This is a genomic window from Kitasatospora sp. NPDC004272, from assembly GCF_053603035.1.
The window spans coordinates 26,529-37,870 of sequence record NZ_JBSGET010000082.1; the positions used below are offsets into that span (position 1 = coordinate 26,529).

An 11,342-nucleotide genomic window follows, 5' to 3' on the forward strand; every position below is an offset into this window, starting at 1 on the left:
GTCAGTCCTCGTCGACGTGGTGTCCGACCACGTAGTCGGTGAGGCTGTCGACGGTGCGGAGGTCGTCGGTGCCGAGGCGCTCGACGTCGACCTGGATGGCGAGCGTCTCCTCGATGTCCAGGACCAGTTCGACGATGCCGGAGGAGGTGAGGCCGTAGTCGTCGAAGAAGCAGGCGTTCGCGGGGACGTCGGCGAGCTCGACGCCCAGGACGCGCGGCAGGACGTCCTCGATGCCGCGCCGGATGCGGGCGCGCACCTCGGGGTCGACCGGCTCGGCGGCGGGACCGGTCGGCTCGGCGGCGAGCTCGGTCGGCTCGGCGGCGGGACCGGTCGGCTCGGCGGCGGGCAACTCGGTTGCGGGCAGGGCTGATTCAGGCAGGGCGGATTCAGGCATGGGTGGACCGTCCGGTGGTGGGTGGTGGGGCGGGCGGGGGCGTCAGTGCTGCAGGACCATGGCCGCGAAGGTGGCGCCGATGCCCGCGGCGGCGATCAGGTAGTGGTCGCCGGGCCGGAGCGCTCCGCCGGTGGTGGCGGTGCGGAGGTTGACGAAGGCGTCCGCGGCGAAGCTGTGTCCGACCGCGGGCACGTTCTCCAGGAGCACCCGCTCGACGGGGTGGTCGAGTTGGCGGCAGATCATCCGCCAGGACGCCTGGTTGACGTTGTGCGGGAGCAGCAGCGCGAGGTCGGAGAGCTCCAGGCCGGCCCGGTCGAGCGCGGCCTCGATGGTCTCGATCATGGTGGGCTGGTACTCGCGCTGGTAGCGGACCATCAGTTCCGGGTCGTCGACCGGCCGGCCGTCGAACTCCGGTCGCTGGCGCACCTCGTAGGAGAGCACGCGGTTGCGGTCGCCGTCCGGGCTGACCAGGCAGGCCGTCGACGCCTCGGCGAAGATCGTGGTGCCGGGCAGCAGTTGGGCGTCCCGGGTGAAGGTCTTCTCCCCCGCGACCACCAGGGCCAGCGCCGACGGGTCGCCGTCGTCCGCGAGCAGTCGTCCGGCCAGGTCGACGGCCAGCAGCGAGGCGGCGCAGGCCTGTTGGGTGACGGTGAACGCCTCGGCGTTGGTGAGGCCGAAGCGTTCCCTGAGCTGGTGCAGGGGGTTGAGCGGGTAGGGCGCGGCGACCGGGGTGCTGCGGGCGTGCAGCAGGTAGCGGACGCGGTGTTCGTTGCCGCGCAGTTCGGGCAGGGCCCGGACGGCGGCGTCCAGCAGGTCGAGCAGCGTCCCGTCCGGGTCCAGGCGCACCTGGTCCAGGCCGTGGAAGCGGCGGAAGAGTCGGAGTTGACGTGGGGTAAGGCCGATCCTGGCGCCCACGTCCTCGATCGGTTCGAGTCGCGGGGGGAGGTGGACGGCCACTGCCTCCAGTGCGGTCACCCCGGTTAGTATTCCCACGCTCCGCGGGTCGCACAAGCGATCACCGCCCTGGAGCCCCCTTTCTCACCCCCGTTGCCGTCGAGCCGGTGGAGCCTTCCGATGACCGATTCCCCGCATTCCTCCGTACACCCAGGAACCTTTCCCGGCCTGGCCTCCGGGCCATCCGCCGGGCTCGATCCGGGATTGCTGGCCGCGCTGGCCGAGGCCGCCGACGCTCTGCCCGAATGGGCACAGTCGCTCGCCCCCGCGGACCGACTCGACGGCGACCTCGCCCTGGACGAGCGCGAGTTCGCCGTGCTGGACGCGCTGCTGCGGGAGCGCTTCGGCGCCGACCTGGGCGCGCTGCGGGCCGGCCTGGACGTGGCCGGCCTGGCCGCGCTGACCGTCGGCGACCTGGCGGAGCTGGTGCGCCGGTGAGCCGCTTCCTGCTGGTGGTGCCGCCGCTGGCCGGGCACGTCCACCCGGCCGCCGGGATCGCGGACGAGCTGGCCGCGCGCGGCCACCAGGTGGCCTGGACCGGCACCGAGACGATGTTCCGGCCGCTGCTGGGCCCGGACGCCCGGGTCTTCGGCACCGGCAACCGGATGTTCCGGGCGATGGGCGGCCACGGCCTGGCCTCGCTGCGCTCGCTCTGGGAGGGCTTCGTCGTCCCGTACGCCAAGTTCACCCTGAAGCCGCTGGACGCGGTGGTGCGGGAGTTCCGGCCGGACGCGCTGCTGGTGGACCAGCACACCCCGGCGGGCGCGCTAGTCGCGCACCGGCACGGGCTGCCGTGGGCGACGCTGGCGCCGGGGGCGATGGAGCTGGGCCGCCCGTACCGGCACCTGCCGCGGGTGGAGGCGTGGACGGCGGGCCTGCTGGCGGGACTGTGGGAGCGGGCCGGGCTGCCGGCCGGGGAGTTCACCGACCCGCGGTTCTCCCCGCACCTGGTGCTGGCCACCTCCGGGCGGGCGCTGCTCGGCGACCTGGAGCCGATGCCGCAGCTCGCCGCGGTGGGGCCGGTGCTGACGGCGCGTCCGGGGGATCCGGCGTTCCCGTGGGAGCGGCTGGCGGGCGGGCGGCGCACCGTGCTGGTCACGATGGGGACGATGTCGGACACCGTCGGCGCGGACTTCCTGCACCGCACCGTCGAGGCGCTGGCGCTGCTCGGCGGGGAGGGCGTCCGGGCGGTGGTCGCCTCGCCCCGGGGGGCACTGCCGGCTGCCCTTCCGGACTCCGTCCTGATGGTCGATCGGGCACCCGTGCTGGAACTGCTGTCCGGCGGCCGGTTGGACGCGGTGCTCTGCCATGGTGGGATGAACACCGTGGTCGAGTCGCTGGCGCACGGTGTCCCCGTGCTGGCGGCGCCGATCCGCAACGACCAGCCGTTCGTGGCGCAGCGGGTCGTGGAGGCCGGGGCCGGCCTCCGGGTCCCGTTCGCCCGGGTCAGTCCGCCGGTGATCGCCGAGCGGCTGCGACGGGTGCTCGACGAGCCCTCCCTGCGGACGGCAGCCGAGCTGATCGGTCGTCAACTGCTGTCCGGTGGCGGGGCGTTGGCCGCCTCCGACCGGATGGAAGCGCTGTCCGCCCCCTGACGGCGCTCCGCGTCCGCCAATTGCCGTCCCATGAGCGGTGGTTGGCGGGCGCGGCCCCCCGCACCCCACTCCAGCACGGGAGTTCCGGATTGATCGAGACCAAGGGACTTCGCAAGTCCTACCCGTCCGGGAAGCACGGCCGGACCGTGGTCGACGCCGTCCGCGGCATCGACCTGGACGTCCCGGCCGGTGAGATCTTCGGATTCCTCGGCCCCAACGGCGCCGGGAAGACCACCACCCTGCGGATGCTCGCCACGCTCATCCGCCCGGACGGCGGCGAGGCCCTGATCGCCGGCGCCGACCTGCTGGCCGATCCGGCCGCGGTCCGCCGCCGGATCGGCTACGTCGCCCAGGGCGGCGGCACCGCCGACGCGGTCACCGGGCGGGAGGAGCTGGTCATGCAGGCCCGGATGTACGGCGCCCGCAAGGCCGAGGCCCTGCAGCAGGCCGCGGACGCCCTCAAGGCGTTCGACCTGACCGAGTTCGCCGACCGCCACTGCAGCACCTACTCCGGCGGCCAGCGCCGCCGGGTGGACATCGCCCTCGGGGTGATCCACTCCCCGAAGGTGCTGTTCCTGGACGAGCCGACGGTGGGCCTCGACCCGGCCAGCCGCGGCCAGGTGTGGGCCGAGATCAAGCGGCTGCGCACCGAGGGCATGACGGTGGTGGTCACCACCCACTACCTGGACGAGGCCGACGCGCTCTGCGACCGGGTCGCCATCGTCGACCACGGGCGGATCGTGGTGGAGGGCACCCCGGAGGCGCTCAAGCGCGAGATCTCCGGCGACGTGGTGCTGCTCGGCCTCACCGCCGAGGAGACCGGGCCCGCCGCCGACGCCCTGCGCGACCGGCCGTACCTGCACCGGCTGGAGCCGGGCGAGGACGGCCTGCGGCTCTACCTGGACGACGGCGCGGCGGCGGTCCCGCAGCTGCTGAGCGTCCTGAACGGGGCGGGCATCGTCCCCGGGACGGTCCAGCTCCAGCGGCCGAGCCTGGACGACGTGTTCCTGGCCCGCACCGGCCGCTCCATCGAACAGTCCTGACGAGAAAGCCCTGGAGTCCCTTCCGTGAAGCTCGCCCGTGACACCTGGCTGGTCTTCCAGCGGCAAGTACTGCTGATGTGGCGCACCCCGATCTGGATCGTGATCGGCGTCACCCAGCCGGTGTTCTACCTGCTGCTGTTCGCCCCGCTGCTGAAGCAGGTGCTGGGGCCGATGGGCGCCACCAGCTACGCCGAGGCGTACCAGATCTACGTTCCCGGCCTGCTGGCGGTGCTCTGCATCTTCGGCGGCCTCTACACCGGGTTCAGCCTGCTCGGCGAGCTGAAGGCCGGCATCATCGAGCGCTCCCGGGTGACCCCGGTCAGTCGGCTCGCCCTGCTGCTCGGGCGGGCCCTGCGCGAGACGCTCGGACTGATCGTCCAGGCGGTCATCATCACGCTGGTCGCGCTGCCGTTCGGCCTGCGGGTCGACCTGCCCAGCCTGCTGCTGGCCTACCTGCTGCTCGGCCTGCTGGCGCTGATGACCTCGGCCATCTCGTACGGCATCGCCCTGGCGCTGCCCAACGACGCCGCGATGGCGCCGGTGGTGAACACCATCGCCCAGCCGATCGGCCTGCTCTCCGGCACCCTGCTGCCGATGGCGCTGGCGCCGCTGTGGCTGCAGACGGCGGCCAAGTGGAACCCCTTCTACTGGGCGGTGGAGGGCATGCGGGCGCTGTTCTCCGGCCACCCCGGGGACCGCGTGGTGTGGCAGGGGCTGCTGATCGTCACGGTGCTGACCGGCGCGGCGATCGCCTACTCGGCCCGGCTCTTCTCCACCCGGATCCGGTAGTCCCGGGCACGACGCGGTAGTCCCGCGCACGACGTGGGGGGATGGGCCGCGGCCCCTCCCCCCACGTCGTGCTCAGCGCGCGGCGGCCCGGACGAAGGCGGCCAGCCGGGCCACGCCCTCCTCGATCTGCCGCCCGTCCAGGGCGCTGATCGACAGCCGCAGCCGCTGCTCGCCGCCGCCCGCCGGGTAGAACGGCGCCATCGGCGTCCAGAGCACCCCGTGCTCGCGGGCGCAGCGCTCCATCGCCGCCTCGTCCGCGGTGAACGGCACCCGGAGCACCGCGAAGAAGCCGCCCTCCGGCTCGTTCCAGGACACCCCGAGGCGCTCCCGCTCGGCCGCCGGGAAGTGCCGCTCCAGTTCGCGCAGCAGGACGTCCAGGTTGGCCGCGTAGTGGGCGCGGGCGGGGGCGTTGGCGGTGCGCAGCCGGCAGCCGTGGCGCAGCAGCATGCCGCCGATCACGGCCTGGCTGAGCGCCGGGGTGTTGACCGTCGTCATGCTCTTCAGCTTGGCGAGCTCGTCGGCGAGCAGCGTGGTGCGGCCGTCGGGGGCGGTCACCCGCTGGTCGGCGACGACGTAGCCGAGCCGGGCGCCGGGGAAACAGGTCTTGGCGAACGAGCCGAGGTGGACCACCTGCCCGCGGTTCCCGTCCAGCGCCTTCAGGGTGGGGCGTTCGCCCTCCTGGCGGCTGAAGAAGCCGTACGGGTTGTCCTCGATCACCAGCAGCCCCTCCTCGGCCGCCACCGCCAGCAGCCCGGCCCGGTCCGCCACCGGCATGCTGGTGCCGGACGGGTTGGCGAAGTCGGGGACGACGTAGAAGGCGCGCGGGCGGCGGCCGGCGGCCCGGACGGCGCGGGCGGCCGCGCGCACGGCCTCCGGGTCCGGGCCGCCGCCGGGACCCTCCGGGACGGGGACGGTCGTCAGGTCGAGCAGCCGGGCGGCGCCGGTGACGCCGACGTAGCAGGGCGAGCTGACCAGCAGCACGTCCTCGGGCGTCGCGCACAGGGCGCGCAGCACCAGCAGCATGCCCTCCTGGGCGCCGACGGTGAGCACCAGCGACTCGGGGGCGACGTCCAGGCCCTCGTCGTTGGCGAGGGTGCGGGCGAGCAGGTCGGCGATGATGCCCTTGGTGGGCCCGTACTGGAACAGCGCGGTGCGCACCGCGCTGTCGCTCAGGCCGCGCTCCTCGCGCAGGTGGCGCAGGTAGGTGTCCAGGTCGGCGTGGACGTCCCCGGGTTCGAAGAAGCCCTCGTGCGGGCGGCCGGGGGCGAAGGAGAGCGCGTCCGGGTAGCGCTCGGTGACCTCGTTGAGGAAGGTCATCGCGTCCAGCAGCGGGTCGGCGAGGCTGGCGTGCAGGTCGCCCAGCGGGATGGTGGCGGTGCCGGCTTCGGCGGTCGTGGTCATCGCAGGGCCTCGCGCAGTCGGTCGGCGGCGTACTGCTGGGCGGCGCGGCCGTCGTCCAGGACGCCGGACATCGCGAAGAAGCCGTGCGGCATGCCGTCGTAGCGGCGCAGTTCGACCGGGACGCCGGCGGCGCGCAGGGCTTCGGCGTACTGCTCGCCCTCGTCGCGCAGCGGGTCGTACTCGGCGGTGATCACGGTGGCGGGCGGCAGGCCGGCCAGCGAGGGGGCGCGCAGCGGGGAGGCCAGCGGGTCGGCGCCGTCGGCCGGGTCGGCCAGGTAGTGGCCCCAGTACCAGGCCACCGAGCGGCGGTTGAACAGCGCCGGGTCGTCGTGCTCGCGGACGGACGCGGTGTCCGCGGCGTGGTCGGTGTTCGGGTAGACCAGCAGTTGGTGCCGGATCGCCGGGCCGCCGCGCTCGCGGGCCAGCAGGGTGAGCGCGGCGGCCAGGTTGCCGCCCGCGCTGTCCCCGGCGACGGCCAACCGCCCCGGGTCGGCGCCGAGTTCGGCGGCGTGCGCGGCGGCCCACTCGGCGGCGGCGAGCACGTCGTGCACGGCGGCCGGGAAGGGGTGCTCGGGGGCGAGCCGGTAGCCGGCCGCGACGGTGACGCAGCCGACGGCGTTGGTGAGGCGGCGGCAGATCGCGTCGCCGGTGTCGAGCGAGCCGAGCGTCCAGCCGCCGCCGAACAGGTAGAGCAGGACCGGGAGTTCGGCCCCGGCCCCGGCGCCGTCCGCCGGGCGGTAGACCCGCAGCGGCAGCGGGCCGCCGGGGCCGTCGACGGTGAACTCCTCGACCGCGCCGACGGGTTCCGGGTTCCCGGCGGCCGCCCGGATGTCGGCGAGGTCGGCGGCGCGGGCCTCGGCGAGGGTGCGGGTGTAGAGCGGGGGCGTGCCGGCCGCGACGCGCTGCCGGCGCAGGGCCTCGGCCTGGGGGTGCAGTGGCAAGGGACGTTCCTGGGTTCGGGCCGCCGGGCGGCGGCGGGTCGGTGCGGGTTCTGGCGTACGGCGGTGGCGCGGGAATGCGGTGGCGCGCCGGGAAGGCACGCCGTCGCAGGCGGGATCCCCTGACAACCGTTTCTGAAGCACGGGCCGATCGTGGCGCGGGCCGATCGTGGTGCGGTGCGGTGCGGTGCGGTGCGGTGCGCACGAGGATACGGGGGCGCGGGCGGATCCGGGGAGGTGACTACCCGTCAAGCACGGTGCGGTCGAGGTCGGTCAGCCGGGGGCGGCCCAACAGGGCGAGGGTGTCGTCGAGTTCGGCCTTCAACAGGTCGAGGACCCGGGCGACGCCGTGCTCGCCGTCGACGGCCAGGCCCCACAGCACCGGGCGGCCGATCAGGACGGCCCGGGCGCCGAGGGCGACCGCGAGGGCAACATCGGTGCCCGTCCGGACACCGCCGTCCAGGAGGACGGGCAGGCTCGGCGGTACCGCGGCGGCCACTTCGGGCAGCGCGTCGAGGGACGCCGGGGCACCGTCGAGCTGGCGGCCGCCGTGGTTGGAGACCACGACGGCGTCGACGCCGTGCTCGGCGGCGAGCCGGGCGTCCTCGGCGGTGAGGATGCCCTTGAGGACGATCGGCAGGCTGCTGCGTTCGCGCAGCCAGGCCAGGTCGGACCAGGTCAGGGTGGGGTCGAACTGCTCCCGGGCGTGGTCGGCGAGGCCCGAACTCCCTTCGTCCGCGCGGTGGCTGGCGGCCATCAGGGCCGGGTCGAGGTTGACGGCGCGGACGTGCGCGGGGATCGCGAAGCCGTTGCGGGCGTCGCGCAGCCGGCGGCCGATCCGGGGGGCGTCCACGGTCAGCACCAGGGCGCGGTAGCCGGCGGCTTCGGCGCGTTCGACCACGGCGGCCAGCGCGTCGCGGTGGCGCAGCCAGTAGAGCTGGAGCCAGAGCGGGCCGGTGGCGGCCTCCGCGATGGATTCCAGGGTGCGGCTGGCGAAGATCCCGGCGACCATGAGCGCCCCGGCGCGTCCGGCCGCGCGGGCGGTGGCGACCTCGCCCTCGGGGTGGAACAGCCGGTGGTAGGCCATCGGTGCGATGCCGACGGGGGTGCTCAGCGGGCTGCCGAGCAGGGTGAGGCCCTGGTCGGTGGCGGAGACGTCGACCATGGTGCGCGGGCGCAGCCGGCGCCGTGCGTACGCGTCCCGGTTGGCGGCGAGGGTGCGTTCGGCGCCGCTGCCGCCCTGGACGAAGTCCCAGAGCTCGGCGGGGAGCCGGCCCCGGGCCGCGCGTTCGAAGTCGGCCAGTTCGAGTGGTCCCACGGGGTTGCCTTTCCGGGCAGGCCGCGCTCGGGCCCGCTCCGGCCCGGCAGCGTAGGAGGCCGCGCGCTCAATGGTCTAGACCTTGCTTCGGTTCGATCGCCTGTGCCATCGTCAGGAAGTCGAACCGACCGCTCGGTTGCGACCGCACGACCATCCGACCTCCCCTTCGTGGAGTGGCGTTGACCGGCTCTTTCGCACCTTCCCTCCCGCCTGCCCAGGCCCCGGACGACTGGGTGGACCGCTTCCTGCTGGCCGGCCCGGACGACCAGGAGTGCCTGCGCTTCGGCACCCCCGTGGACCGCGCCGCGCTGCGCGCCCTGGTCGCCGAGCAGGCCGGCCGGCTCACCGCCGCGGGCCTCGCCCGCGGCGGCACGGCCGCCCTGCGGCTGGCGCCCTCGCTCGGCTACACCGCCGCGCTGCTGGCCTGCTGGCAACTGGGCGCCCAGGCCGTCCTGCTGGACCACCGCCTCACCGACCACGAGGTGGCGCTCGCCGTCGAACGGCTCGCCCCCCAGGTGCTGGTGGAGTCGGCGCACGGCCCCGCGGCCGCGATGCGCGGCTTCGCCGAGACCGACCCGGTGCCGGTGGCGCGGCCGGACGGCCGCCCGGCCGCGACCGGCCACGCCCTGGTGCAGCTGAGCTCGGGCTCGACCGGCCCGGCCAAGGTGATCGCCCGCACCGCCGCCGACCTGCTGCGCGAACTCGACTGCTACGCACGGCTGGAGGCGTTCCCGAAGGCCGGCGAGCGGGTCGTCCTGCTCTCCTCGGTGGTGCACGTGCTCGGCCTGGTCGGCGGGCTGCTCAACAGCCTGCACGCCCGGGTGCCGCTGACCGTGCCCGCCCGGATGACCACGGCGGGCGTCCTGGCCGCGATCGGCGAGGACGACCGGCCGACCACCGTGATCGGCGTCCCGTTCCACGCCGAGCTGCTGGCCGGCGCGGCCGACCCGCCGCCGCTGCCGCAACTGCGCCGGATGATCGTGGCCGGCGAACTGGTCCGGCCCGGGCTGCCCGCCGCCTTCACCGCCCGCTACGGCGTGCCGCTGGGCACCATGTACGGGATGACCGAGCTCGGCGTCATCGCCACCGACCTCGACGGCACCGGGCACCCCGAGGTGGTGCCCGTGCACGGCATGGACCTGCGCGAGGACGGCGGCGAACTGCACATCGCGATGGCCGCCTCCCCCTACCCGGGCCTCACCGACCCCACCCGCTGGTCGGACGGCCGCCTGCACACCCGGGACGCCGGGCGGGTCGACCCGGTGACCGGCCGGGTCACCGTGCTCGGCCGGCGCGACTCCCAGGTCTCGATCGGCGGCCTCAAGGTCGACCTCAACGAGGTCGAGCACACCATCGCGGCCCTGCCGGAGGTCCGCGAGGCCGTGGTGGTCTTCGCGGACGGCGCCATCGAGGCGTACCTGGCCACCGGGGACGCCGACGCCGGCGCCGATGCCACCGCCGACGCCGTCCGGGCGGCGCTGGCCCGCGAGTTGGCCGCCTTCAAGCGGCCCCGGCAGCTCACCTTCCTCCCGGCGCTGCCCCGCACCGCCACCGGCAAGCTCGTCCGCGACACCGCCGCGCTGCGCGCCGCCGCCCGCTGACCGCCGGCCTGCCGACCCGCCAACCGCCGAACGACCGCACACCCGTACCGAACCCCCGACCCAGCACGAGGAGCACCACCATGCAGGAGCGCATCCAGGAGTTCGTCATCGCGGCACTCGCCGGGATGAACTACGACGTCGACGGGATCACCGGCGACACCGACCTCGGCCCGGCCGGGCTCGACCTCGAATCGCTGGCGCTCGCCGAGCTCTCGGTCCAGGTCGAGGACGAGTTCGGGATCAAGTTCGACCTGGACGAGATGGAGACCACCGCGCTGATGACCCTCGACCAGTTCACCGCCGACGTGGCCGGCCGGATCGCCACCGCCACCGCCGGAACCGCCGCGTGAGCAGCACCGTGCTGCCGGACCGGGCCGCCGTGGTGGCGATGCTCGCGGCGTTCGGGCAGCGGGCCGCGGAGCAGGTGCCCGACACCCTCGGCTCACTCGAACTCACCTGGCTGACCGCCGAGTTCGAGCAGCGCTACGGCATCGAGCTGGAGCTCTCGGACGAGCAGTTCGCGGCCGTCCGCACGGTGGACGACGCCGTCGCGGTGCTGCGCGCCGCCGTCCTGGCCGCGCCCGGCGCCGATGCCGCCCCCGACGCCGCCGCCGTCTCCGGTGGGGTCGCCGTCTCCGGCGGGGTCGCCCGGTCATGAGTTCCAGCGCACCGCCGGCCGACCGGCCGGTGTTCACCGGCCTCGGGGTGCTCAGCGCCTTCGGTCCCGGTCTCGTCCCGCTGGCGGCCGCCGCCGCCCGGGGCGGGACCGGCTTCGCCGAGGTGACCCGCTTCGACGTCGGCCGGCGCGGCACCCGGCGGGCGGCCCTGCTGGCCGACCCGCCGCCGCTCGCCGACGCGGTGCTCGACGCCGTCGCCGACGCCGGCCGACAGGCCGAACTCCCGCCCGGCGCACCGCTGTTGCTCGCCCTGCACAGCGACCTGCAGACCCGCGAGGTGGCCCGGCAGGTGTCGGAGGGCGCCGCCGCGCTCGGCCTGGCCGGGGTGCACCGGGTCTACACCGGCGCCTGCGTGGCGGCCGCCACCGCGGTGGCCGACGCCGCCGTCCTGGTCGGCTCCGGCCGGTACCCCCGGGTGGTGGTCGCGGCCGGGCACCTGGTGGAGCCGGGCGTCTTCGCGGCCTTCGACGCGGGCCGGGCCCTGGCCCGCGACGGCGCGCTGCGACCGTTCAGCGCCGGGCGCAGCGGCACCCTGCTCGGGGACGCCGCGGTGGCCGTGGTGGTCGAGGCGGCGGACGCCGCCGCCGCGCGCGGCGCCCGCCCGCTGGCCCGGCTGGCCGGCTGGGGCATGC

General features: G+C 75.2%; 13 protein-coding genes. 8 read left to right on the forward strand and 5 right to left on the reverse strand.

The window, feature by feature from the left end; all coding sequences use genetic code 11:
- Position 1 precedes the first annotated feature (1 nt).
- The gene (locus tag ACWEO5_RS23910; RefSeq protein WP_452164330.1) at positions 2 to 394 is read right to left on the reverse strand and encodes an acyl carrier protein; all 393 of its coding nucleotides are present in this window, start codon (positions 392 to 394) and stop codon (positions 2 to 4) included.
- A 42-nt stretch (positions 395 to 436) separates the two neighbouring features.
- Entirely contained in the window at positions 437 to 1,369 is a 933-nt protein-coding gene (locus ACWEO5_RS23915; protein WP_452164331.1) for a 3-oxoacyl-[acyl-carrier-protein] synthase III C-terminal domain-containing protein, read from the reverse strand.
- 183 nt (positions 1,370 to 1,552) lie between these two features.
- Between ACWEO5_RS23915 and ACWEO5_RS23920 the strand changes: the two genes are divergently transcribed.
- The 4 genes from ACWEO5_RS23920 (at position 1,553) to ACWEO5_RS23935 (ending at position 4,775) form a co-directional block, all read left to right on the forward strand.
- Positions 1,553 to 1,786 carry a hypothetical protein gene (locus ACWEO5_RS23920; protein WP_452164332.1) on the forward strand — a complete coding sequence of 78 codons (234 nt, stop codon included), beginning with the start codon at positions 1,553 to 1,555 and terminating at the stop codon, positions 1,784 to 1,786.
- A complete protein-coding gene (locus ACWEO5_RS23925) occupies positions 1,783 to 2,943 on the forward strand; it encodes a glycosyltransferase (RefSeq protein WP_452164333.1) in 1,161 nt (386 codons plus the stop codon). The genes ACWEO5_RS23920 and ACWEO5_RS23925 overlap by 4 nt, the downstream gene beginning before the upstream one ends.
- A gap of 89 nt (positions 2,944 to 3,032) precedes the next feature.
- Positions 3,033 to 3,986, forward strand: coding sequence for an ATP-binding cassette domain-containing protein (locus ACWEO5_RS23930; RefSeq protein ID WP_344552808.1), 954 nt, complete (start codon positions 3,033 to 3,035; stop codon positions 3,984 to 3,986).
- A gap of 24 nt (positions 3,987 to 4,010) precedes the next feature.
- The gene (locus ACWEO5_RS23935) at positions 4,011 to 4,775 is read left to right on the forward strand and encodes an ABC transporter permease (protein ID WP_452164334.1); all 765 of its coding nucleotides are present in this window, start codon (positions 4,011 to 4,013) and stop codon (positions 4,773 to 4,775) included.
- Between the two features lie 72 nt (positions 4,776 to 4,847).
- Here the strand turns inward: ACWEO5_RS23935 and ACWEO5_RS23940 are convergent, their stop codons facing one another.
- The 3 genes from ACWEO5_RS23940 to ACWEO5_RS23950 all read right to left on the reverse strand — a co-directional run bounded on the left by ACWEO5_RS23940 (position 4,848) and on the right by ACWEO5_RS23950 (position 8,432).
- Positions 4,848 to 6,176, reverse strand: a complete 1,329-nt coding sequence (locus ACWEO5_RS23940) for an aminotransferase-like domain-containing protein (RefSeq protein ID WP_452164335.1) — start codon at positions 6,174 to 6,176, stop codon at positions 4,848 to 4,850.
- Positions 6,173 to 7,117 carry an alpha/beta hydrolase gene (locus ACWEO5_RS23945; RefSeq protein ID WP_452164336.1) on the reverse strand — a complete coding sequence of 315 codons (945 nt, stop codon included), beginning with the start codon at positions 7,115 to 7,117 and terminating at the stop codon, positions 6,173 to 6,175. Before ACWEO5_RS23945 ends, ACWEO5_RS23940 begins: the two co-directional genes overlap by 4 nt.
- A gap of 238 nt (positions 7,118 to 7,355) precedes the next feature.
- The gene (locus ACWEO5_RS23950; RefSeq protein WP_452164337.1) at positions 7,356 to 8,432 is read right to left on the reverse strand and encodes an alpha-hydroxy acid oxidase; all 1,077 of its coding nucleotides are present in this window, start codon (positions 8,430 to 8,432) and stop codon (positions 7,356 to 7,358) included.
- Between the two features lie 173 nt (positions 8,433 to 8,605).
- Between ACWEO5_RS23950 and ACWEO5_RS23955 the strand changes: the two genes are divergently transcribed.
- The 4 genes from ACWEO5_RS23955 to ACWEO5_RS23970 all read left to right on the forward strand — a co-directional run.
- Positions 8,606 to 10,033 carry a class I adenylate-forming enzyme family protein gene (locus ACWEO5_RS23955; protein WP_452164338.1) on the forward strand — a complete coding sequence of 476 codons (1,428 nt, stop codon included), beginning with the start codon at positions 8,606 to 8,608 and terminating at the stop codon, positions 10,031 to 10,033.
- Positions 10,034 to 10,113: 80 nt separating this feature from the next.
- Positions 10,114 to 10,383, forward strand: coding sequence for an acyl carrier protein (locus ACWEO5_RS23960; RefSeq protein ID WP_452164339.1), 270 nt, complete (start codon positions 10,114 to 10,116; stop codon positions 10,381 to 10,383).
- Positions 10,380 to 10,691 carry an acyl carrier protein gene (locus ACWEO5_RS23965; protein WP_452164340.1) on the forward strand — a complete coding sequence of 104 codons (312 nt, stop codon included), beginning with the start codon at positions 10,380 to 10,382 and terminating at the stop codon, positions 10,689 to 10,691. The genes ACWEO5_RS23960 and ACWEO5_RS23965 overlap by 4 nt, the downstream gene beginning before the upstream one ends.
- On the forward strand, positions 10,688 to 11,342 hold a 655-nt coding region (locus ACWEO5_RS23970), incomplete at its 3' end, for a beta-ketoacyl synthase N-terminal-like domain-containing protein (RefSeq protein ID WP_452164341.1). The genes ACWEO5_RS23965 and ACWEO5_RS23970, both read left to right, overlap by 4 nt.